Here is a 23,922-nt window from a genome sequence, read left to right on the forward strand (position 1 = left end):
GGTCCTCGTTGTACCCACCATGTATGGTGGAAAAATAGAGAGAGGAAATGATATGGGACGTTTTACGAACCCGCGCGACCTGTACTTTGGTGAGGGCGCACGCCACGAGGTCAAAAACCTTACAGGCAAGAGGGCAATTATCGTCTCCGGTGGCAGCTCGATGCGTCGTGGCGGCTTCCTGGGTGACGTCGAGAACGACCTGAAGTCCGCAGGCTTTGAGGTTGCTCACATTGAGGGCGTCGAGTCTGACCCGTCCGTTGAGACGGTTATGAAGGGCGCAGCTCAGATGTCTGAGTTCCAGCCTGACTGGATTATTGCCATCGGAGGTGGCTCGCCAATTGACGCCGCGAAGGCAATGTGGATTAAGTATGAGTATCCTGAGACAACCTTTGAGGATATGTGCAAGGTCTTTGGCCTTCCTGAGCTTCGCACCAAGGCTCACTTCTGCGCTATTTCTTCCACCTCCGGCACCGCAACCGAGGTTACGGCCTTCTCGATTATTACCGACTATCAGAAGGGCGTTAAGTACCCAATTGCTGACTTCCAGATTACCCCTGACGTCGCCATTGTTGACCCCGAGCTTACCTATGGCATGCCCGTGAAGCTTGTTGCTCATACCGGTATGGACGCACTGACCCACGCAATTGAGGCATATGTCTCCACTGCAGCTTCTATGTTTACCGATGCAGACGCTCTGCACGCCATCCGCGAGATTGTCGAGTGGCTGCCTCAGTCCTACAAGGGCGACAAAGAAGCACGTCAGCACATGCATGAAGCACAGTGTATCGCCGGCATTGCATTCTCCTCAGGCCTTTTGGGCATCGTTCACTCCATGGCTCACAAAACTGGCGCAGCGTTCTCCGGTGGACACATCATCCACGGTTGCGCCAATGCCATGTATCTTGGCAAGGTTATCCAGTTCAATGCTCGCGATGCCCGCGCTAAGACTCGTTATGCTTACATTGCCAAGGAGATTTTGCATCTTGAGGGCGAGACTGAGGACGAGCTCGTAGCTGCGTTGGTCCAGAAGATCCGCGACATCAACGATTCTTTGGACGTTCCACAGGGCATTAAGAATTACGGCGAGGGCGGCACTAAGTCTGATACCTCTATCATTGATGAGAAGGAGTTCTTCGAGAAGGCTCCCGAGGTTGCATGCCTTGCTATCGAGGATGCTTGCACCCTTTCCAACCCGCGTAAGCCTACGCAGGAAGAGATGGAGCAGCTGCTCAAGTGCGTCTACTATGACCTGCCTGTTGAGTTCTAAGATTGCTTCACAGAGCGTATTTCGCGCATAACGCGTCATGTAAGTGTGAGCCCGGTGTCGTTTCGGCGCCGGGTTTTCTCTTGTCGCGAGTTGTTTGGAGTTGCTTGAGGCTGTTTACTGCTGTTTACCGCCACCTCGTGCTCGTTTGCCGAAGAAAGAATGAACGTTTTTATGAGTGGAACTAAACTAGTAAGGTATTGCATATTGCATGTACGTTGTACGTTGAAAGAACCAAGTCCCACAAGCAGGAGGAAACATGGAGCTTAACGGCCTTATCGATCACACAAATCTGAAGCAGAACGCGACAGCCGAAGACATCAAGAAGTTGTGCGCGGAAGCTCGGGAGTACCACTTCAAGACTGTGGCTATTAACAGCTGCTGGACAACGCTTGCTCACAAGGAGCTCGAGGGTTCCAGCGTGGGAATTACTACCTGCATTGGGTTTCCTCTGGGGGCATGCTCGACAGAAGCAAAGGTCGCGGAGGCAAAACAGGCTGTTGCAGACGGAACAACCGAGATTGACATGGTCATTAACGGCGGACACCTCGTTGCCGGCGATGACGACTATGTTATTGCTGATATAAAGGCCGTTGTTGAAGCTGCAGGCACCGTTCCCGTTAAGGTCATTCTTGAGTGCTGCCTTTTGAATGACGAGCAAATCGTTCGCGCTTGTGAGGATTGCCTTAAGGCAGGCGCGGCGTTTGTCAAAACCAGCACGGGCTTTAGCACGGGCGGTGCGACCGTTCACGACGTTGAGCTTATGCGCAAAACCGTGGGCGACAAGTGCTACGTTAAAGCTGCTGGAGGCATTCACACCAAAGACGAGGCGCTTGCGATGGTTGAGGCAGGGGCCGATCGCTTGGGCGTTTCAAGCGGTATCGCAATCGTCAGCGAGTAAGTCGGCCCACGGCTTGTAGTTTACAGGCTGCAGACTACGTGTCACAGACCACAGGTCACAGGCCACGAGCCGCAGGCATAGACTTACCGGCTACGAACTGCAGATAGATTTAACTTTGGGGCGGATTTCTTCAATCTGCTCCAAAGTTTGTTTTGAGCATAATCTGTTTGGGAGCCACTATCTTTTCAGTCTGAAAAGCGAGAGAGTCCTACGAAACGTACTGTCGTAGGAAGTACTGCGAAACGTATCGCGAGAAGTATACGCGAAGCATATTGCGAGAAGCCCACGCAACCCTTCTCGCCCTTTTCCAAAAAAGTGCCATAGTTGTGATAAAAATACTTCACAACTCATGGCATTTTTAGGGGATTTATCACAACTGATGCCTTTTTTAGGAGTTTTCATATCACAACTCATGCACTTTTTTGGAATGAGCCGGCTGGCGGTGGGTCGGTCAACGGACAACCAACCAACACCCAACACCCCGCCAACGGACACCCAATACCCGTCCAACGAACAATGAAACTAGCCCTTAAGTTTACAAAGCTGAGCGGCAGTCTTTGCGCCTAGGGCAACGTTGTTAAAGACCAGCTGGATATTGGCCTCAAGCGAATCTCCGCCGGTAATTTCAGAAACTTTGGCAAGCAAGAACGGCGTCGTCTCTTTGCCGTGGATGCCCTGTTGGGCCGCTTCGGCCAAGGCCTGTTCAATGGCAGCGTCAATGACTGCCTTGTCCATTGAATACTCCTCGGGAATGGGATTTCCAACGAGCATGCCGCCCTTAAGGCCCAGTTCACGCTTGACGTGGAAAATTCGAGCAAGCTCTTCTGGTGAATCAACACGACGGTCGACCCCAAATCCACTCTTGCGCGTATAGAACGCAGGGAGCTCATCGGTTTGATAGCCAAGAACGGGAACACCCTTGGTCTCCAGGTACTCAAGCGTTAGTCCAAGATCAAGGATAGACTTTGCGCCTGCGCAGATGACCATGACGGGCGTTTGTGCGAGCTCCTCAAGGTCAGCGGAGATGTCCATGGTTGTTTCAGCGCCGCGATGAACGCCGCCCAGCCCGCCGGTTGCGAAAACCTCGATGCCAGCCATATGAGCAATGATCATGGTGGTGGTAACGGTGGTGGCGCCGTCGCCCTTCTCGGCAACGATAACTGGCAAATCGCGACGGCTTACCTTGGCGACCTCTCTTCCCTTTTTACCGAGATAGTCAATCTCGTCGGGAGAAAGGCCGGCGCGCAGACGGCCGTTGATAATGGCAATGGTGGCCGGAATGGCGCCGTTGTCGCGAATGATTTGCTCGACCTTGAGGGCGGTCTCGACGTTTTGCGGATACGGCATCCCGTGGGAGATGATGGTTGACTCAAGCGCGACAACGGGTTTCTGCGCCGCAAGCGCGTCAGCTACCTCAGGTGAGATATCAAGAAAGTCATTCAGTTGAGACATACAAGTTCCTTACGTAATTCTTGAGCGTAATCGTTGCTTCTTTTGCAGTTTCTTACAAGGTGCTTACAGGTCTTACGGAGCGCTTAGAGATTTTACGGGGCGTTTAGAGGTTTGCTCGATCCATCACGTTGCGCAGCGTAAGGTTGGGGTTGATAGTGGAGAAGCTCTCGGAGGCGATGGCGGAAGCAGCCAAGCCCGCGCGTCCGGATTGTACAAGATCCATGTTTTGCGTATAAGCCCAGGTGATTGCTGCGAGCATAGCATCTCCGGCGCCAGTCATGCTGGCGGTATGCGCCTCTATCATTGGCAGCTTGCAGGCTTCGCCACCCCGCTCAGCGCAGTAAAGGCCATCGGTGCCAAGAGAAATGAAGATGCGCTCAAGTCCAGTATCTAAGAGTTCTTTTGCAGCGGCTTCAAGCGAAGCATCGTCGTGGATAGTGATGCCAGAAAGAACTTCCGCTTCGAGCCGGTTGGGCTTGAGCGTGTGGAAACGACCGAGGAGATGACGAACCTTGAGAGCCTTCTTAGTCGAAACAGGGTCGCAGAAAATGGGTGCGTGGAGACTTTCGGCAAGATAGCGAAGGGTCTTGTCGGGAAGGTTAGTGTCAACAACTACTGCCGCGGCATGATCGATGATATCCATGCGCTCTTCCATGCGCTCGGGGGTCAAGTGCTGGTAAATGTCCATGTTTGAAATGGCCAGCTGCATCTCGCCGTGCTCATTCATGATGAAGAGATAGGTGGGAGTTGGCTCGTCGGGAACGATTATCGAGGGATCAAGGTTGACATTGGCGGCACAGCAGGAATCTTTGAGCTCCTGGGCGTTTGTGTCCTGACCAAATGCGGTGAGCAGGCGAACTTCAGAGCCGAGAAGAGCGAGATTGTGTGCAATATTACGTCCGACTCCGCCGGGAGACAGGCTGACAGTGCCGGGGTTGGAGTCTGCGGGGACGAGCTTTTCATCGGGAACGCCGGCAATGTCTATGTTGGCGCCGCCAATGACTACGACATAAGGCGTCTCGCTGAGAATGTAGCGACGTCCGAGGACTGCTCCCTTGCTGGTAAGATTACTAATATGTACAGAAACTGAGGATCGTGAAATGCCCGCGCGTTCCGCAATTTCCTTTTGTGTAATAGAAGGCTGCTCTTTGAGCCAGTTAAAAATCTGCTGCTCTCGTTCTGTAAGCGTAAACATCTACTCTACTGCTTTCTAATCGAAATGAACAAAATCTACACGATTCAGTTTACTGTAACGGGCGAGAATTGCACCCGTAAATGTTGAACTTTTTTGAGTAAGGTAGTGTTAATTACTAGTTTCGTTCCTTTTTAGGGAGTTACTCATTTTTTCCTAAGCACTTCTTTATTACCGTTTGCAGAATTCTAGCGCCGCAATCGGTAGGCGCTCTATAAAAATCGCTTGATTGACAAAGAGTGTAATAAAATAAAAAAGTGTAATTTTATGTATAGACGTTTCTTAGTCACAGCACCTGGAAATGCCTGCAGGATGGAGGATTCATGGCAAAACGCGTGTTTGTCGTTGTTCTTGACAGTTTCGGCATCGGTGAAGAACCCGATGCACCAGAATATGGAGATGAAGGCAGCAATACCCTTTGCGCCTGCGGAACCAGCCCTTATTTACATATTCCCAACATGGCTCGCATGGGGCTTCTTAATATTGATGGCGCTCTTGACTCCGTATATAAAACTGATTTAGCTCCTGTTGAACATCCCGAAGGAGCCTTTGCTCGCATGCAGGAACGCTCAGCGGGCAAAGATACTACCGTAGGTCATTGGGAGATGGCCGGCGTTATCTCGCCGCGTCGTTTTCCCACATACCCGGACGGGTTTCCTCAGGAAATTATTGAGGAGTTTGAGCGTCAGACCGGCCGCAAGGTCATCTGTAACAAACCGTATTCCGGAACAGAGGTTATTAAGGACTTCGGTAAAGAAATGGTTGAAACGGGAGCGCTGATTGTCTATACCTCGGCTGATTCCGTTTTCCAAATTGCCGCTCACGAGGACGTTGTTCCCGTTGAGACGCTCTATGACTACTGCCGTATCGCCCGTGCTATTCTTCAGGGAGATCATGGCGTTGCTCGTGTCATCGCCCGTCCTTTTGAGGGGGAGTGGCCGTATACGCGCACGCCTCGCCGCCATGACTTCTCGCTGGAGCCGACAGGTACCACCATGCTGGATCAGCTGAAAGAAAACGGTTTTGACGTGCTTTCAATCGGCAAGATTTACGATATCTTCGCGCATCGTGGAACAACCGATCATGTGTTTACCTCAGGTAATCCCGAGGGTATCGAGCGCACCATCGAAGCAACGCATAAGGATTTCCATGGCCTGTGCTTTACTAATCTGGTTGACACAGACATGATTTACGGGCACCGTAATGACGTGAACGGCTACGCTAAGGCGCTTTCGTACTTTGACGAGAAACTTCCCGAGCTCACCGCGGGTCTCGGCAAAGACGACCTGCTTATGATTACGGCTGACCATGGCTGTGATCCCGTTACGCCTTCCACCGACCACTCGCGCGAATACGTACCCTGGCTGATATACGGCCCGCGCGTCAAAGCCGGCACCAATCTTCACACGCTTCCGACATTTGCGGATCTTGCCGAAACAGTCCTCGCGTATCTGGGCGCTCCTCAGCTGGGTGTGGGCACGTCGCACGTTTCCGAAATCCTGAAGGAGGATTAAATGCCTGCAACTCCTACACCGCATAACGCCGCCCTTGAAGGTCAGATTGCAAAGACCGTTCTGATGCCGGGCGATCCGCTTCGAGCCAAGTTGCTTGCTGAGAAGTACCTCGAGAACGTTGAGCAGTTCAATACCGTGCGCAATATGTTTGGCTATACCGGCACCTACCAGGGAAATCCCGTCTCCGTTATGGGTTCTGGTATGGGTATGCCTTCCATCGGCATTTACTCGTATGAGCTTTTCAACTTTTACGACGTCGATAACATTATTCGCATCGGTTCTGCGGGCGGGCTTGCAGATGGCGTCAAGTTGCGCGATATCGTGGTAGGCATGGGTGCCTGCACCGACTCAAACTACGCGTCCCAGTTCAACCTGCCGGGAACCTATGCGCCAATCGCCGACTACGGTCTGCTTCGTCGCGCGGTGAACGGCGCTGAAAACCTTGGTTATCCCGTGCGTGTGGGTAACGTCCTTGCCAGCGATACATTTTATGGAGCCGATGAAACAGCGCTTTCTCGCTGGGCATCCATGGGCGTGCTTGCTGTCGAGATGGAGTCCGCAGCCCTCTATCTCAATGCCGCGTACGCCAAGAAGCACGCGCTTTGCTTGTTGACCATATCAGACCTTCCTCTGGCGGGAGAGTCTCTTCCGGCGGAAGAACGTCAAACGAGTTTCACGCAGATGATGGAAGTGGCGCTTTCACTGACGCTTCCTGAGTCGCAGTAGGTTTGTTGGCGAGAAGCCCACAGAGTCCCAGGCGTTTGGGAGGATTTGTGCTTCTCGCCTTATGATTTGGAGCCATGCGAAGGATGCTATTCGGGCGACTTCGCAGGTAATAGTGAGGGAAAAAATGGTTCCCTCAAGAGACCCCGGCACACGCGGGGGTGGACAAACGTAAGGAGAGTCCGATGAGCAATTCTGTTTCACGTCGTGGCTTTGTCACCGGTGCCGCTGGTGCCGGCGCAATGGCTATTCTCGCAGGTCTTACGGCTTGCGGCGGCTCAAAGAAAGACGACACCAAGAAGGGCGCAGGCGGCGGCGACCAGGCCAAGTCCAAAGCTAAGCTTGAGATGGTCACCGATACTGGTGGTGTCAATGACCAGTCCTTCAACCAGCTTGCCTGGGAGGGCATGCAGCAGCTCCAGAAGGAAGAGGGCTGGGACGTCAGCTATCTTGAGTCAAAGCAGGAGTCTGACTACGCTACCAACCTCGATAAGGCTGTCGACGATAAGTCTCAGCTCGTGTGGGGCGTTGGCTTTGCTATGGCAGACGCTATCGTTGAATCCGCGAAGAAGAATTCTGACGTTCAGTTTGCCATTATTGACAACGGCAATGACGACAGCTCTATCGCTAACCTGACTGGCGTTACCTTCCGTGCCCAAGAGCCTTCATTCCTCGTAGGCTACATTGCGGCTCGTACTACCAAGACGGGTAAGGTTGGCTTTGTCGGCGGCATCACGTCTGCCATCATCGATCAGTTTGAGTATGGCTACAGGGCCGGCGTCCTCTTTGCGAACAAAGAGCAGAGCCTGAACGTTGAGGTTCAGTCCCAGTATGCTGACTCCTTTACTGACGCTGCAAAGGGCAAGTCTATCGCCGCTAAGATGTTCTCTGACGGCTGCGACGTTGTCTTCCACGCCGCTGGCGGCGTTGGCACGGGCGTTATCGAGGCCGCTAAGGACGCCGGCAAGTTTGCCATCGGCGTCGACAAGGACCAGGCGTATCTGGCGCCTGAAAACGTCCTGACTTCCGCGCTCAAGAAAGTCAACGTGGCCGTTGTTGACGTCTCCAAGAAGATCCTGAAAGACGGAGACAAGGGCGGTAAGACCGTTGAGCTGGGCTTCACTGATGACGCTGTCGGTATTCCTGAGGACCACAAGCTCATGGGCGATGAGGTTTACAAGGGCGCTATGGACGCTGCCGACAAGATTAAGGCTGGCTCCATTGTTCCTCCCGCCAACAAGGACGACCTGGAAAAGTACGAGAAGACTCTCGCATAAGAAGAAACGTATATGCGGCGAGAAGGATCTGAGGCTTGAGGTCCTTCTCGCCGTTTAATGAACTGTTTCGACAGCTAAGGGGCCCATCTCGGGTCCCTTGGTGGTGAAACGCGAACGAAAAGGAGGTGGCTCGTGGAAGCTAACTCGGAATATGCCGTTCAGATGCAGGGCATCACGAAAGTGTTCGGTACGTTCAAAGCGCTCGACAGCGTTGATTTGAATGTGCGCAAACAATCCGTTCATGCCATCTTGGGTGAAAACGGCGCAGGTAAGAGTACCTTGATGAATGTGCTCTACGGCCTCTATTCTGCAGATGAGGGAGAAGTCTTCCTCAATGGCAAGCATGTAGACATCTCAAATCCAAATGATGCCATTGCACAGGGTATTGGTATGGTTCACCAGCACTTTATGCTGGTCGACAACTTTACGGTAACTGAAAACATCGTCCTAGGAGACGAGGTTACGTCATTTGCGGGCGTCCTTGATCCAAAGAAGGCGCGCGAGAAGGTCCTTGAGATCGTCAATGAGTACGGTTTCGATGTTGATCCCGATGCGAAGATTGAAGACATTACCGTCGGCATGCAGCAGCGCGTGGAGATTTTGAAAGCGCTGTACCGCGGGGCCGATACTCTGATTCTTGACGAGCCAACCGCAGTGTTGACCCCTCAGGAAATCGAAAAACTCATTCAAATTATGCGTGACCTGGTGAGTAAGGGTAAAACCATCATCATCATCACACACAAGTTGAAAGAAATTATGTCTTCGGCCGATGAGTGCACCATTATCCGCCGCGGCAAATATATGGGTACTGTTGACGTTGCAAAGACCAATGAGACCGAGTTGGCAAACAAGATGGTCGGACGCAATGTTAATCTGCACGTTGACAAGAAGCCCGCGAAGCCGGGAGAGGTACTGCTTTCCATCCGTGATCTTCACGTAAAGGATGAACGTGGTATTGAGCAGGTCAACGGTCTTAATTTGGAAGTTCGTGCTGGCGAGATCGTAGGTCTTGCCGGTATTGACGGCAACGGTCAGCGCGAGCTTGCCGATGCCATTAATTCGCTGGTAAAGCCCGAATCGGGAACCATCGCTATTCGCGGAGAAGAAGTGCAGGCAACGACGCCTCACAATGTCATCAGCCATTCGGTAGCAACAATTCCTTCTGATCGTCAGCGTTGGGGTTTGGTGCTGCCCTTCTCGGTAGCGGAAAACATGGTGCTTGAGCGCCACAATGAGGAAATGTTTGGCAAAGGGGTTTCCCTGGATTACGCCAAGGTAAATGAGTTTGCCAAAGGTCTTATCGAAGAGTTTGATATCAGACCCGCAGGCTGTTTTGACCATAACGCGGGCGGCCTTTCCGGAGGCAACCAGCAAAAAGTCATCATTGCGCGCGAGGTTTCGGGTGCGCCTGACGTGCTCATTGCCATCCAGCCGACACGAGGCCTTGACGTGGGTGCCATTGAGTTTGTTCACAAAGCGCTCATCCGGGAGCGCGATCGCGGAGCGGCTATTCTTTTGATCTCACTTGAGCTCGATGAGGTTATGGATGTGTCCGATCGCATTGCCGTTATTTATGCCGGAAAGATCGTCGGCACCTTTGATCAGGGCGCCATTACCGAGGAGCAGGCAGGTCTCCTCATGGCGGGAGGTGGTGAGGAGTGGCTGCTCTCACCAAAATAATGAGAAAGCCGATTACTTCGGCAATCGTTGCTATCTTGTTCGGTTTTTTTATCGCAACCATCGTGTTGGCTTCTGCGGGCTATGACCCTATTGAGGCGTTTAGCGCTCTCGTTGACGGCATGATTGGCAAGCCGAAATATATTGCAAATGTAATCATCAAGGCTACTCCGCTGCTCTTTACGGGTGTGGCCGTAGCGTTCGCGTTCCGCGTGGGTCTCTTTAACATTGGCGCTGAGGGCCAGTACGTGTTTGGTACGGTCTTTGCCACCATGGTCGGCATTCTGCTTGATTTGCCGCCGGTACTTGAGATTCCTGTGGTGCTCTTGTCGGGCATGCTTGCAGGAGCCGCCGCGGGCGCTCTTATCGGATGGCTGAAGGCCAAATTTGGCATTCATGAGGTTATTACTAGCATCATGTTTAACTGGATCAGCCTCTATTTCAGCAACTTTGTGGTGAATTCTGAGGTCTTTCATAAAACTAATTCCACCAAGTCGCTGCCGATTAACCCTTCAGGTCATACCATGCTTTTTACAGACATGAAGTCTACTCCCGAAGGCCTTGCGGCGCTTAAGGATATCCCTGTGGTCGGAGACGCCATTGCGCGTACCGACGCTAATATTGGCATCATTGTAGCCATTATCGCAGCTATTTTCATCGGCTGGCTGCTCATGCGCACGAAGGTAGGATATGAGATGCGCGCCGTTGGCTTTAACCGCGACGCCGCCCAATTTACCGGCATCAACGTCAGTCGTAACCTGGTGCTGTGCATGGCTATCTCCGGCGCTCTCTGCGGCATTGCAGGCGCTCTGAACATTACGGGCTTGAATCCGCACAGTATCTCAACGCTCGCTGCGTTTGAAAACTATGGATTCAACGGCCTGTCCGTTGCCTTTATCGCAGGTTGCTCGCCTGTCGGCTGCATTCCCGCGTCCCTGCTCTTTGCCGGCCTTTTGTACGGAGGACAGTCTGTGCAGCAGGTCGTAGGAGCTCCGTCCGAAATCATCAGCATCATCATCGGCACTATCGTCTTCTTTATGGCGCTTGGTGGCGTCATTCCGATGCTGGCTGAGTATCTTGACCGTCGCCGCGCCAAGCAAGCTAAGCTTGCCGAAGGATCCGGTGGAGCTGATGTGGCGACTGATGACAGCACTCACGGAAAGGAGGCGAAGTAGAGATGGATATGAACGCTTTGATTAAAATTCTCGTACTGCTTGTCGGCGGTACGCTGATGTACTCCACTCCGCTGGTATTCGGTGCTCTTGGCGGTGTTCTTTCCGAGCGCTCCGGTGTCGTAAACATCGGTATTGAAGGCATGATGAACGTTGGTGCCTTTGCAGGTGTTGCCGGCAGCTATCTCACTGGCAATCCGTGGATCGGCCTTCTGTGCGCGGGTATTGCGGGCGGTTTGGTAGCCCTTTTGCACGCGGTTGCTTCCATTACCTTCAACGCGGACCAAACAGTTTCGGGTGTTGCTATCAACCTTTTGGCTCCCGGTATCGCGCTTTTTGCCTGCGGTCATCTATTTGAGGGTGCAAAGCAAACGCCAGCCGTTACAACACTGCCAAAGCTCTTTGGAGACGGCGCCTTTAACGACACGCTCTTTGCTGCACTCAACGTGGACATCACGGTTCTTCTCGCCCTTATCGCTTCGGCTGTTGTGTGGTTTGTGCTCTATCGCACCAAATGGGGCCTGCGGATTCGCTCTGTCGGCGAGCACCCCCACGCGTCTGAGACGCTTGGCATTGGCGTTCGCCGGACACGCTACATCTGCGTAGTTATCTCCGGTATTCTCGCCGGTTTCGGCGGCGCGTCCGTGACGCTGGCGATTATTTCTCAGTACACGCAGACGGCCATTTCCGGCCAGGGCTTCATTGCGCTTGCCGCGGTCATTTTTGGTAAGTGGAAACCACAGGGAGCGTACGGCGCGTGCCTGCTCTTTGGCTTTACGCAGGAACTGGCAATCCTTCTGGGCGGCGGTGCGACACCTATTCCGTCCGAGATTATCTCGATGCTGCCGTACTTCATTACCATCATCACGCTCATACTCTTTGTGGGTCGTTCGGTGGCTCCAAAGGCCGATGGCGTTCCGTATGTTAAGGGGAGCCGTTAACGATGGCTGCTGATTATCAGTTTGAAAAGGTCCCGTCTGCTGAGGAGCTGGTCGAGCTTGCCGTTAAAGCTCGCGAGAAGGCCTACGTGCCGTATTCGCATTTCGCAGTTGGAGCGGCTTTGCTCTGTTCCGATGGCGCAGTCTACGGCGGCGCAAATCTTGAGAACGCCGCGTATACGCCTACAAACTGCGCTGAACGCACAGCGTTCTTTCGAGCCGTTTTTGAAGGCAGGCGGAATTTTTCCGCCATTGCGGTGGTCGGCGGGCCTGAAGGACAGCTGGTCAGTGAGTGGTGCACGCCATGCGGTGTATGCCGTCAGGTAATTCGTGAGTGGTGCAATCCCGATACCTTCCGCGTAATTTTGGGTCGCGCGGGCTCAAAGCCGCGTGAATTTTTGCTGCGTGAGATTTTGCCCATGGGCTTTGGCCCTGAGGATCTGGGAGAAAGTGGGCCTTCGGGCATGTCAGGCGGCAACTTCGTTGAGCGCGACGGCGCATCGGACTGTGGATGCGGCTACTAGGAAAGGATATATATCATGCGCATGTATGATGTGATTGAGAAAAAGCGCGATGGTGGTGAACTTACCGACGAAGAGATTGACTTTTTTATTTCCGGTTATGTGTCCAGTGAGATTCCCGACTATCAGGCATCGGCTTTGGCAATGGCGATTTTTTATGAGGGCATGACGCCCCGAGAGACTGCCAAGCTTACCATGGCGATGGCTGAGTCGGGCGATATGATGGACCTCTCGGCTATTCCCGGCATTAAAGTTGATAAACACTCCACCGGCGGTGTTGGCGATAAGACCACGCTAGTGGTAGCCCCAATCGTGGCATCGCTTGGCGTCAAGGTTGCCAAAATGAGTGGTCGCGGTTTGGGTCATACGGGCGGCACGCTGGATAAGCTTGAGTCAATTCCCGGGCTTTCCGTTGAGATTTCCGAGCCCGACTTCTTCGAGCAGGTAAACAAGATTGGCGTTGCGGTAGCTGGACAAACAGGCAATCTAGTGCCGGCCGATAAAAAACTGTATGCGCTGCGAGACGTGACCGCTACGGTTGACAGCGTACCTTTGATAGCGTCATCCATCATGTCGAAAAAGATCGCTTCTGGTTCAAACTGCATCCTTTTGGATGTCAAATGTGGCTCCGGCGCCTTCATGAAGACAGTGGATGCGGCCATTGAGTTGGCTGAGGCTATGGTTTCTATTGGCGAGCATGTGGGTCGTACAACCGCCGCTTTGATTACCGGCATGGATCGACCACTGGGCAAAAATATCGGTAACGCGCTGGAAGTTTCAGAAGCTGTGGCAACTCTTCGCGGCGAAGGTCCCGAGGACCTGACGGCGGTTTGTATTGAGCTTGCTGCCAACATGCTGCACCTTGCCGGCAAGGGAAGCGTCGCAGAATGTCGCGATCTGGCGCAAGGTCAGATTGCCAATGGCGAAGGCCTGGCGAAACTTGTGGAGATGGTTACCGCCCAAGGTGGAGACGCTGCGGTGATTTGGGATACTTCGAAGTTTGATGCAGCGCCGTTCCGTCGTGAGGTGCTGGTGGAAGAGTCCGGCTATATAAGCGCGATGAATGCCGAGCGCGTGGGCATAGCATCCGTAGCGCTTGGCGCCGGCCGCGAGAAAAAAGGCGATCCTATTGATATGGCAGCCGGTATCATCCTTGAACGTAAGACCGGTGATTATGTCGAGAAGGGCGAGGTGCTTGCAACGCTTCTGACTTCTGACGAGAAGCGCCTGGATGACAGTGAGCGCATCTTCCGTGAAGCGCTGTCGTTCGGACATGAGCAGCCGGTGCTTGAACCGCTCTTCTTTGCCCGCGTTTCTCGCGACGGTGTGGAAAAGCTCGCGTAGGTTCACCTGTACATGGCTTAGCGCCATGAAATTCGCATCTGACATTTTATGACTGACATTGAACGGCATCTCTTCTCGAAGGGATGCCGTTTTGAGCAAATCAAAAACTTGCTGGTAGATGGGTATCTACATGGGAAATGAACCTTTCTGTAGTCAGAGGGTTTGCAAGCCAGCGGAAAATTCTCAAGAAAACTGAAATTCTCGAAATGATAAAACGTTTTACCACTTACACTGAAAGAAACATATAAAAGAAGCGCTGCGTTGTGTGATGCGGCCAAATAAAGGAGGAACAATGGCTCAGCCTGTTATCGGTACGCCTTGGCAAAGGCTCAATCAGCCTGTTTCCGAGGAAGAGCTTGCCGGTGTCGACAAGTATTGGCGAACGGCAAACTATCTTTCTATCGGTCAGATTTACCTGCGCAGCAACCCTCTTATGAAGGAAGGCTTCAACCGGGAAGATGTTAAGCACCGGCTGGTGGGGCACTGGGGAACCACACCCGGCTTGAATTTCTTGTTTGGCCATGTCAATCGCTTTATCCACGATCACAATCAGAACACTATCTTTCTTATGGGCCCCGGTCACGGCGGACCTGCTGGCACTGCTCAGTCGCTGCTTGATGGCACGTATCGCGAGACGTATCCCTTCATTACCGATGACGAAGCTGGTTTGCAAAAGTTCTTCCGTCGCTTCTCGTATCCCGGCGGTATCCCTTCGCACTATGCTCCTGAAACTCCCGGATCCATCCATGAGGGCGGCGAGCTTGGCTATACGCTCTCTCATGCCTACGGCGCGGTGCTTGACAATCCGTCGCTTTTGGCCGTTGCCGTTGTGGGTGACGGTGAGTCCGAGACCGGTCCTCTTGCAACCAGCTGGCAGACGAACAAGTTCATGGATCCTCTCACCGATGGTATTGTACTGCCGGTGCTTCACCTGAACGGTTACAAGATTGCTAACCCGACTATCCTTTCGCGTATTTCTGACGGAGAGCGCGACGAGTTCTTCCGCGGCATGGGATACCACCCCTATACGTTTGTCGCCGGCTTTGACGATGAGGACCACGCGTCCATTCACCGTCGCTTTGCCGCCCTTTTTGAGGCGGTCTTTGACGAAATCTGCTCCATCAAGAGCCGTGCCGCTGCGGGCGATGCGTCCCGCCCATATTATCCGATGATTATTTTCCGTACGCCTAAAGGTTGGACCTGTCCGCCTTACATTGACGGCAAGAAAACCGAAGGTTCATGGCGTGCGCACCAGGTGCCTCTGGCGTCTGCTCGCGATACGGAAGCTCACTTCCAGGTGCTTCGCGATTGGCTTGAGTCCTACAGGCCTGAGCAGCTCTTTAATGAGAACGGTTCCATTCGTCCTGAGGTCACGTCATTCATGCCTGTCGGCGAGCTTCGTCTCGGCGCAAATCCGAACACGAACGGCGGTCTGCTTCGCAAGACGCTTGACCTGCCTGACGCTCGTGAGTATGAGATTCCTGTGGGCGAGAAGGGCCACGGCTTCGGAGCTACTGAAGCAACTCGCGTTCTTGGTGAGTACACAGCCGATCTTATCAATAAGAATCGCTCTGACTTCCGCATCTTCGGCCCGGACGAGACGGCGTCCAACCGCCTGCAGCCTTCTTTCCAGGTGACGGACAAGCAGTGGTTCGGCGGCTTTAACGATGACTTTGAAAATGACGAGCATATCTCGCCTGTCGGCAACGTTATTGAGCAGCTTTCCGAGCATCAATGCGAAGGCCTGCTCGAGGGCTATGTGTTGACCGGCCGCTACGGTATGTGGTCAAGCTATGAGTCCTTCGTGCATATCGTGGATTCCATGATTAACCAGCATGCGAAATGGCTTGAGGCGACGGTTCGTCACATTCCTTGGCGTAAACCCATTTCAGCCGTTAACGTATTGCTTTCCAGCCATGTGTGGCGCCAAGATCACAACGGCTTCTCCCACCAGGATCCGGGCTTTGTCGATGTTCTGCTCAATAAGTGCTACAACAACGATCATGTGATGAACATCTACTATCCGGCTGACGCTAACCTCCTGCTTGCCGTGGGCGAGAAAGCATACACCTCCACCAACTGCATCAATGCTATCTTTGCGGGCAAGCAGCCTGCTCCGACATGGGTCACCCTTGACGAGGCTCGAGAAGAACTTGAGCACGGAGCCGTGGAGTGGAAGTGGGCTTCTAACGTGTCTGCAGGCGAAGACTACGATATTGTCCTTGCATCCTGCGGCGATGTGCCCACTATGGAACTTCTCGCAGCTCTTGATATGCTTAGCAAGCTGGGCATCAAAGCTCGCTTTGTCAACGTTTTGGAGCTGCTCAAGATTCAGAACGCGGACGAAAACGATCAGGCACTCTCGGATGAGGAGTTCACTGAGCTCTTCTCGGCAGATAAACCCGTCCTCTTTGCCTTCCACGCGTATGCGGGTACCATTCATCGTTTGATTTGGAACCGTCCAAACCACGACAACTTCAAGGTTCACGGATATGAGGAGCAAGGCTCTACGACTACGCCGTATGACATGCTTCGTCTGAATCACATGGATCGCTGGGCGCTGGCAGCTGATGCACTGCGCATGATTGACGCCGACAAATGGGCCGAGCAGATTGCTGAGTGGGAGCAGTTCCGTACCGATGCGTTTAACTTTGCCGTCGAGAAGGGCTACGATCACCCGGCGTTTACCGATTGGGTATGGCCGGACGCGTCAGATGCCGGCGAATCGCTTTCGGCAACCAAGGCAACAGGCGGCGATAACGAGTAGTGTCGCGAACCGGCGGAATCGGTAAACCGGCAGGTAGAGGCGATGATGTCTCGTGCGGAAGGTGTGATTGAGGTAACGATTTCTCACTGAAGTTTCCGCCGATATACGTGCTTGTGATATGCGCTATAAAGACCGTGTCGAAATAAGGTTTCGACACGGTCTCTTTTTGCCTTTTTATTGCTCACTCTGTGCAATAGTTCTCAGATTGTGCAATAATACTCACTGTGTGAAATAACTAGTGAAAGGCAGACATGACCCAGCCTCTGGAATTGGAAGTCGTTCGTCCGGCGACGCTCTTGCAGCTTGATCGCCGCTCACTGCGGACGCGCCTGGCACTGAGGCGCGCGCTCGCGGAAGAAATTGATGCGGTCGGAGATCTTTCCCAAGTGACCGTTACGGCCGTTACTGATCGCGCGGGAGTGACACGCCGCACGTTCTACTCTCATTTCAAAGATATTCCCAACTTGGTTGACCGGGTTGAGCAAGACGCTCTTCAAGAGCTGAAGCCCTATCTGTCAGCGCTTGCTGAAGTGAACCTTGCGCAGTTGAAAGACGCGCTTGACTCGTACAAACCCTGTCCCGGCTCCGCTGAACTTCTCGGCGCTATCCGTAAGCGTGGATTCTATCTACGCGCGCTTCTTGGTAATGGCGGAGATCCCGCCTTTGCCGAGCGTCTCAAGCGCATGGTTCATGAGGTCATTGCAAAGCGTGCCCTTCACGATTTGGACCCGCGTGCGGTCGGGCCGTTCTTTGACTACTATCTGACTTTTGCTATTTCCGCTGAGGTCGGCGTTTTGGTGCGCTGGCTTACCGGAGGCATGCGCGAAACTGACGAGCAGATGGCCGGCCTTATGACCGCGCTTATGTTTGTGGCGCCGGGCGACCTTTACGGCAAACCAATCAAATTGGATATTCCTCGTTTTGCTTTGGCAACGTTGGTTCTTGGAGAGAAAAACAATGAGTAACGAGAAGATTGAGCTGATACAAAATGGCGCAGAGCTTGCTCCTGCGCAACCGATTGACCTGGATGCTGCTCATCTTATGCTTGGTATTGATGTCGGCTCCACTACCGTCAAGCTCTCTGTCATTGATGAAAACGCTACGCTGATCTACGCGAACTACGAGCGCCATCATACTGATGTCCGCGCTACGGCTCGCGAGCTCTTTGAAAAGGCTCAGCGCGTCATTGGTTCCGCTCCGCTCTACGCGGCTATTACGGGATCGGGCGGTATGCTGCTTGCTCAATGGCTTGATCTGGAGTTTGTTCAGGAAGTTATTGCATCCAAGCGTGCGGTTGAGACGCTTATTCCCAAAACTGACGTAGCCATTGAGCTTGGCGGTGAAGACGCTAAGATTATTTACTTTGACAACGGCATCGAGCAGCGCATGAATGGAACGTGCGCAGGAGGTACCGGCGCCTTTATTGATCAGATGGCGTCCCTCTTAAAGACCGACGCTACTGGTCTCAACAATCTTGCCAAGGACGCGAAGCAGATTTATCCTATCGCGTCACGCTGCGGCGTCTTTGCAAAGTCCGATGTGCAGCCCCTGTTAAATGAAGGCGCGGCGCCCGCCGATATCGCGGCATCTATCTTCCAGGCTGTCGCAAACCAGACGGTCTCAGGTCTTGCCTGTGGTCATCCCATTCGTGGCTACGTTGCCTTCCTTGGTGGCCCTCTGCAGTACCTCTCTGAGCTGCGTCGCCGCTTCTACATCACGCTCAACTTGGACGATGAACATATTATTGTGCCCGAGAACGCTCACCTCTTTGTTGCCACGGGAGCGGCTCTTGCCGGAGAGACCGAGCGCTCAACCACGCTTGCTGAGCTCATCGGAGCTCTCGATAATCTTAAGGGAGCTCAGGGATCAGAAGTCGCCCGCCTTGACCCCCTGTTCGCAACGGAGGCCGACTACCAGGCCTTTAAGGAGCGGCACAACAAAGAAGTCGTTCCCAAAGGAGATCTCTCCGGCTACCATGGCCGTGTGTTTATCGGCATAGATGCCGGATCGACCACCATGAAAGCCGCAGTTGTGGGCGAGAAGGGCGAGCTGCTCTATACCTGGTACGACAATAACAACGGCGATATTCTGGGCACCGCCCGCAAGATCATGGACTCTATTTATGACGCCATGCCCAAGGATTGTATTATCGGCCACGTGACTACGACGGGATATGGCGAGGGCATCTTGATTGAAGCACTCCGCGCGGATTCCGGTGAGATTGAAACGGTGGCTCATCTGCGCGGTGCCAAAGCGTTCGTACCCGACGTTGACTTCATTCTTGACATCGGCGGTCAGGACATGAAGTGCTTGCAGGTGAAAGACGGTGTCATTGAGCACATCATGCTAAATGAAGCCTGCTCGGCGGGGTGCGGCTCGTTCATTGCGTCTTTTGCGGATTCCATGAAGATGGATGTTCGAGAATTTGCGCAGGTGGCAACCAAGGCGCACATGCCAGTTGACCTTGGATCACGCTGCACCGTCTTCATGAACTCCCGCGTTAAACAGGCGCAAAAAGAAGGGGCGACCATCGGCGACGTGGCTGCCGGTCTTTCCTACTCCGTCATCAAAAACGCCCTGTTCAAAGTTATCAAACTGCGTGACTTCAACGAAATTGGGGAGCACTGCATTGTGCAGGGTGGCACGTTTATGTCCGACGCAACGCTCAGAGCATTTGAGCTGCTTACCGGACGTGACGTCATTCGCCCCGATATTGCCGGTACGATGGGCGCCTATGGCGCGGCACTTCTCGCCCGCGATCGTGCGGGAGCCACGGGAGTGTCCACGCTTTTGGATAAAGAAGCAATCGACAGCCTTGAGGTTAAGCTCACCAATACGCACTGCCGCATCTGCCCTAACAGCTGCCTTCTGACGATCAATGATTTTGGTGGCGGGCATCGCTTTATTACCGGCAACCGCTGCGAGAAGGGCGCGGGCAGGAAACGCGGCAAGAAAAACGAGGCTCCCAACCTCTTTGCGTTCAAGAACAAGCTGCTCTTTGATCGTGAATCGCTGCCAAAGGAAACGGCTCCGCGCGGCACCGTTGGCATTCCGCGTGCGCTCAACATGTACGAGAATTATCCGTTCTGGCATACGTTCTTTACTCGGCTGGGCTTCTCGGTTATGTTGTCTGACCAGACGACCGCGAAGACGTACGACAAAGGTATCGAATCCATGCCGTCCGAATCGGCATGCTATCCGGCCAAGCTTTCCCACGGGCATATCATGAACCTGTTGGAGAAAGACCCCGATTTTATCTGGATGCCCTGTATCCGTTGGGAGCGCAAGGAAGACGAATCCGCAACTAACCATTACAACTGCCCGATTGTCATGAGCTATCCGCAGGCGCTTGGCCTCAATGTAGACGAGCTGTCCGCGCCGACCGTCGAGTACCTGGCACCCTTTATTCCCTACGATAAAAAGTCCGAGCTCAAGCGTCGTTTGTACGAGCTCATTTCCGAACAGCGCGAGAAGGACGCGGCGACTGGCAAAGGTCGGTTCCGCGGCGATCACATCACGCGCGCCGAAATTGACGCGGCGGTCGACGCGGCGTGGCAGACTGATATCGAATTCAAGGACGCCATGCATCGTGCAGGCGATGAGGCGCTGGCGTGGATTGAAGCGCATGACGCGCACGGCATCGTGCTTGCGGGTCGCCCGTATCACAACGACCCCGAGATCAACCATGCTATCCCTGAACTCGTGCACTCGTTTGGGTTTGCCGTACTCACTGAGGATTCAGTGGCGCACAAAATGTTGCCGGAACGCCCGATTCGAGTAGTTGACCAGTGGATGTTCCACTCGCGCCTGTACCGGGCGGCGCGCTTTGTGGCGTCTCGTAACGATCTTGATCTGATTCAGCTTTTCTCCTTTGGGTGTGGCCTTGACGCGCTGACAACCGATCAGGTTCAGGAAATCCTCGAGGCTTCGGGCAAGATTTATACGATGCTCAAAGTTGACCAGGTTTCCAACCTTGGCGCGGCGCGTATTCGCGTCCGTTCGCTCATGGCTGCCTTGAAAGAGCAGCGAGCAGAACTTGAACGTGCCACAGCGGCGGGAGAGATTGAAGAGGTTGCGCCCGTCGGCGTGCGCATGGCTGACGGTTCTCTGGAAAAGTTGCGGGACACAGGTTCTTCTCGCCAGAGCGTCACTACGAGCGCGGCTGCTGGCATTGGTGGTGGCCGTAGCGGTGATGGCAGTCGCAGACGGGTGCCGGTGTACCGTGAGGCTCAGAGCGCCGCGTACGAGAAGGTGCGCTATACCAAGGAAATGCAGGAGGCGGGCTATACCATTTTGGCTCCGCAGATGGCGCCGATTCACTTTGAGCTGGTAGAAGAGCTACTCAGGGGCGCGGGATACAACGTGGTGCTGCTGCCCTCTGTTGATCAGGGTGCTGTTGACACGGGCCTTCGCTATGTCAACAACGACATTTGCTATCCGTCAATCTTGGTTACCGGCCAGATTATGGAAGCGGTGCTTTCGGGCAACTATGACCTGACACGCACGGCCGTGTTGATTTCTCAGACAGGCGGCGGCTGCCGTGCGACTAACTACATTGCCCTTATCCGCAAGGCGCTGAGAGATGCCGGTCATCCGGAAATTCCTGTCATTTCTGTTTCCGCGGCCTCAGGTCTTGATGAGGACAATCCCGGCTTCAGACTTTTTAAGCCTGAACTTTTGATCCGTGCTGTGTATGGTCTTCTGTACGGAGACCTCATCATGCAGCTTTTGTACCGCGTACGCCCGTATGAAGCCGTGATAGGGTCGGCAAACGAGCTGTATGACCAGCTCATGGCTGACGCACGCTCACGCATCTGCACCATTAACCGTGCGGGCTTCTATAAAATGTGCCAGCATACGGTAGACGCGTTCGACGCGCTTCCGGTGGCGCATGATCGACAGAAGCCCCGCGTGGGCGTTGTGGGGGAGATTCTGGTCAAATTCCACCCGACAGCCAACAACGAATTGGTCAAAGTTATCGAGTCAGAAGGCTGCGAAGCCAACGTACCAGGGCTTGTAGACTTCTTCCTCTTCGGCATGACCAACGCCATCAATACGCATAAGGAGCTGGGCACCAAACTCAAGAGCCGCATCTCGCACATGGCCGGCATCAGGTTGGTCCAGGGTCTTCGCACGCCTATCAACAAGATGCTTGAGAAAAGTGAGCGTTTTGAGCCCTACCCTGACATCTTTGAGCTGGCCAAAAAAGCCGAGCAGATTCTTTCTCTGTGCAACACCATGGGAGAGGGCTGGCTGCTTACGGCCGAGATGTGCGATCTTATCGACACCGGTACGCCCAATATCGTGTGCGCGCAGCCGTTTGCCTGTCTGCCGAACCATGTGGTGGGCAAGGCTGTTATCAAGCGCTTGCGTCAGATGCACCCGGAGAGCAACATCGTTGCCGTGGACTACGACCCCGGCGCCTCCGAGGTAAACCAGCTCAACCGCATCAAGCTCATGATTTCGGTCGCCAAAGAGAATTACAAAAACGGAATCTCTGCAGGCAGCGCTTCTGGCCCTAATGACTTTAGACTTGAGAATGAGTTTGATCCCGTGACGAACGAGGCGACTATGCCGTATACGGGTCGCGATCGGTATGGTATGGATTCGATTGTGAATGAAGGTGCGGACCGCTCAAGCTGCGGAACTCATCATGGCGCGGGAGCCATTCATCTTTCTGATGAGCAGCTTGCCGCCATCGAGCGCGCTAAAGAAAAAGCAGGGGTAAAGTAGGCGTGCTACCTCGATAAAAAGAGTCGTGTGCTGATGTTGTTTCTGGCGAGAAGGGCTTGGATTTCCGAGTCCTTCTCGTTTGTAGAGCAGATACAGCTGTACAACGCTTGCGGAAAGCAATAAGATTGCCTTGAAATCGTTTGAGCGTTTGGAGCAGATCATTTGAGAAGAAGGCTGATATCTATACATCATTGCTGGTCACACTGGCTGGACGGACGATCTTGATTTTCCCTTTGTCCGCAGGACGGAAAATGCGGGTTGACTACGATTAAAAAGCTTAAGGATCCGGCACGGCCTTATGACGCCTATGAAGAAGATGACGATACGGAAGAGAATATGAAGCAAAACGGGTATTTGAAAAGAATTAAGAAACAGTACGAATGAGAGAATTCTGAGGAATACCACTTTTAACGCAATAATTTTGTGCAAGATACTCCCTCTGATTGCTTCTTACAAACCACTGATACTCGCTATGACTATCTTCATCAGAAGATTAATCACACGAACCAAACCATTCTTTTTGATTTGTAAATTGTAATAACAAGTTGAACATCGACAGTTGAATAGTCTTAAGCGCTCAGGATGGTTATCCCAAAGGAATGGTTACATTCCTCTTGATTACTCTGAAAGCACAGAGCGAGCAGATGGCCAGGATCGCCGGAGGCACCTCGCAAGGGGCCGCCTTGACGAGCTGAGAGCCTGCGCTTACGGAGTGTTATGCCATGACAGCATAGATTCTTTCCAGATTATCCTCAAAAAGTTCGTCCGGAGTGTTGTAATCGAAAGTTTTTCTTGAAAGACTGTTACATCAGACTTTGATCTGACAGATGCACTCGTTTGAGAGGCTATCAATCCTTCGACCTTTCGGGATAAATCTGCGGGTCAACTCATTATGCCGCCTCACGGATTCCTTCTCACAGAAGGTATATAGATGTGCAAAATAGACCAGTGTATTGCTCAGGCTCTCCAGTCCGGGTAACAACGAGAACTCGAAGTCGTTGTTTGCGGTGATTATCTTGAAGGTGTCGCCCCAACGCCCTTTGCACCATAGCCTTACTTCCTGGAATGCTTCTATGACACCATCTAGATTTCAGCTCGGAGTATAGATTACCCAATACTCACGAGATTGCACTCAATCATGATAAGCAGAGCATCATCACTGCCGCTTTTTGACCTGATGATCAGATCTGCTTTCAGTGTCCGAATTCTGTCTGGGCATCGATACTGGCCTACCGCTTTAATGCTTCGACCAAGGTTCCGTTTGTTCTCTTGAACCCGCGTCTTTTTTGGGAGAACGCCGCAACTTTTCGGAAGATCGATGTTTCTGATGTTCAGAAGCCCAAAATCTGCGTAGCTGTAAAGCGTTTTCGTACAGACAATCTGTTCTCTGGTAAATAGACCATCTTTTAGAGTGCGATGGACCAGACATCCAGCGACCATTTGTCTT

The 23,922-nt window shown here is 53.1% G+C and carries 15 protein-coding genes; 13 read left to right on the top strand and 2 right to left on the bottom strand.

Annotation, left to right across the window (positions count from 1 at the left end; genetic code table 11):
* The first annotated feature begins 52 nt into the window (after window positions 1-52).
* Window positions 53-1,267 (top strand): iron-containing alcohol dehydrogenase, encoded by a 1,215-nt coding sequence (locus QM016_RS05555; protein ID WP_282710750.1) that lies wholly within the window; start codon window positions 53-55, stop codon window positions 1,265-1,267.
* A gap of 256 nt (window positions 1,268-1,523) precedes the next feature.
* Window positions 1,524-2,165 (top strand): deoxyribose-phosphate aldolase, encoded by a 642-nt coding sequence (gene deoC / locus QM016_RS05560; RefSeq protein WP_282710755.1) that lies wholly within the window; start codon window positions 1,524-1,526, stop codon window positions 2,163-2,165.
* Between the two features lie 522 nt (window positions 2,166-2,687).
* Here deoC and QM016_RS05565 read toward each other — a convergent pair.
* Entirely contained in the window at window positions 2,688-3,617 is a 930-nt protein-coding gene (locus QM016_RS05565; RefSeq protein ID WP_016477500.1) for a pseudouridine-5'-phosphate glycosidase, read from the bottom strand.
* 103 nt (window positions 3,618-3,720) lie between these two features.
* On the bottom strand, window positions 3,721-4,812 hold the full coding sequence (locus tag QM016_RS05570; protein ID WP_282710763.1) for a PfkB family carbohydrate kinase: 1,092 nt from the start codon (window positions 4,810-4,812) through the stop codon (window positions 3,721-3,723).
* 320 nt (window positions 4,813-5,132) lie between these two features.
* On the opposite strand from QM016_RS05570, the gene QM016_RS05575 reads away from it, so the two are divergent.
* From QM016_RS05575 to QM016_RS05625, 11 genes are all read left to right on the top strand, one after another.
* A complete protein-coding gene (locus tag QM016_RS05575) occupies window positions 5,133-6,323 on the top strand; it encodes a phosphopentomutase (RefSeq protein WP_282710768.1) in 1,191 nt (396 codons plus the stop codon).
* Window positions 6,324-7,049 (top strand): purine-nucleoside phosphorylase, encoded by a 726-nt coding sequence (deoD, locus tag QM016_RS05580; protein ID WP_282710773.1) that lies wholly within the window; start codon window positions 6,324-6,326, stop codon window positions 7,047-7,049.
* A gap of 182 nt (window positions 7,050-7,231) precedes the next feature.
* Entirely contained in the window at window positions 7,232-8,323 is a 1,092-nt protein-coding gene (locus tag QM016_RS05585; protein ID WP_282710778.1) for a BMP family ABC transporter substrate-binding protein, read from the top strand.
* A 132-nt stretch (window positions 8,324-8,455) separates the two neighbouring features.
* Complete coding sequence (locus QM016_RS05590) at window positions 8,456-10,003, top strand: ABC transporter ATP-binding protein (RefSeq protein WP_282710788.1); 1,548 nt, start codon at window positions 8,456-8,458, stop codon at window positions 10,001-10,003.
* A complete protein-coding gene (locus QM016_RS05595; protein WP_282710795.1) occupies window positions 9,982-11,175 on the top strand; it encodes an ABC transporter permease in 1,194 nt (397 codons plus the stop codon). Before QM016_RS05590 ends, QM016_RS05595 begins: the two co-directional genes overlap by 22 nt.
* 2 nt (window positions 11,176-11,177) lie before the next feature.
* Complete coding sequence (locus QM016_RS05600; protein WP_016477493.1) at window positions 11,178-12,113, top strand: ABC transporter permease; 936 nt, start codon at window positions 11,178-11,180, stop codon at window positions 12,111-12,113.
* Between the two features lie 2 nt (window positions 12,114-12,115).
* Window positions 12,116-12,634, top strand: coding sequence for a cytidine deaminase (locus tag QM016_RS05605; protein ID WP_282710803.1), 519 nt, complete (start codon window positions 12,116-12,118; stop codon window positions 12,632-12,634).
* A gap of 15 nt (window positions 12,635-12,649) precedes the next feature.
* Entirely contained in the window at window positions 12,650-13,975 is a 1,326-nt protein-coding gene (locus QM016_RS05610) for a pyrimidine-nucleoside phosphorylase (RefSeq protein WP_282710809.1), read from the top strand.
* A gap of 292 nt (window positions 13,976-14,267) precedes the next feature.
* Window positions 14,268-16,742, top strand: coding sequence for a phosphoketolase (locus QM016_RS05615; protein WP_282710815.1), 2,475 nt, complete (start codon window positions 14,268-14,270; stop codon window positions 16,740-16,742).
* Window positions 16,743-16,993: 251 nt separating this feature from the next.
* On the top strand, window positions 16,994-17,707 hold the full coding sequence (locus QM016_RS05620; protein ID WP_016477489.1) for a TetR/AcrR family transcriptional regulator: 714 nt from the start codon (window positions 16,994-16,996) through the stop codon (window positions 17,705-17,707).
* The gene (locus tag QM016_RS05625; protein WP_282710831.1) at window positions 17,700-22,475 is read left to right on the top strand and encodes a 2-hydroxyacyl-CoA dehydratase; all 4,776 of its coding nucleotides are present in this window, start codon (window positions 17,700-17,702) and stop codon (window positions 22,473-22,475) included. The genes QM016_RS05620 and QM016_RS05625 overlap by 8 nt, the downstream gene beginning before the upstream one ends.
* Window positions 22,476-23,922 lie beyond the last annotated feature (1,447 nt).

The sequence above is a fragment of the Lancefieldella sp. Marseille-Q7238 genome, from assembly GCF_949152215.1.
Taxonomy (GTDB): domain Bacteria; phylum Actinomycetota; class Coriobacteriia; order Coriobacteriales; family Atopobiaceae; genus Lancefieldella.

Excerpts from the sequence above, each read along its gene's own strand:
- deoC (WP_282710755.1), top strand. The coding sequence starts at position 1,524 with ATGGAGCTTAACGGCCTTATCGATCACACAAATCTGAAGCAGAACGCG.
- QM016_RS05575 (WP_282710768.1), top strand. The coding sequence starts at position 5,133 with ATGGCAAAACGCGTGTTTGTCGTTGTTCTTGACAGTTTCGGCATCGGT.
- QM016_RS05585 (WP_282710778.1), top strand. The coding sequence starts at position 7,232 with ATGAGCAATTCTGTTTCACGTCGTGGCTTTGTCACCGGTGCCGCTGGT.
- QM016_RS05600 (WP_016477493.1), top strand. The coding sequence starts at position 11,178 with ATGGATATGAACGCTTTGATTAAAATTCTCGTACTGCTTGTCGGCGGT.
- QM016_RS05620 (WP_016477489.1), top strand. The coding sequence starts at position 16,994 with ATGACCCAGCCTCTGGAATTGGAAGTCGTTCGTCCGGCGACGCTCTTG.
- QM016_RS05605 (WP_282710803.1), top strand. The coding sequence starts at position 12,116 with ATGGCTGCTGATTATCAGTTTGAAAAGGTCCCGTCTGCTGAGGAGCTG.
- QM016_RS05565 (WP_016477500.1), bottom strand. The coding sequence starts at position 3,617 with ATGTCTCAACTGAATGACTTTCTTGATATCTCACCTGAGGTAGCTGAC.
- QM016_RS05625 (WP_282710831.1), top strand. The coding sequence starts at position 17,700 with ATGAGTAACGAGAAGATTGAGCTGATACAAAATGGCGCAGAGCTTGCT.
- QM016_RS05555 (WP_282710750.1), top strand. The coding sequence starts at position 53 with ATGGGACGTTTTACGAACCCGCGCGACCTGTACTTTGGTGAGGGCGCA.
- QM016_RS05610 (WP_282710809.1), top strand. The coding sequence starts at position 12,650 with ATGCGCATGTATGATGTGATTGAGAAAAAGCGCGATGGTGGTGAACTT.
- deoD (WP_282710773.1), top strand. The coding sequence starts at position 6,324 with ATGCCTGCAACTCCTACACCGCATAACGCCGCCCTTGAAGGTCAGATT.
- QM016_RS05615 (WP_282710815.1), top strand. The coding sequence starts at position 14,268 with ATGGCTCAGCCTGTTATCGGTACGCCTTGGCAAAGGCTCAATCAGCCT.
- QM016_RS05570 (WP_282710763.1), bottom strand. The coding sequence starts at position 4,812 with ATGTTTACGCTTACAGAACGAGAGCAGCAGATTTTTAACTGGCTCAAA.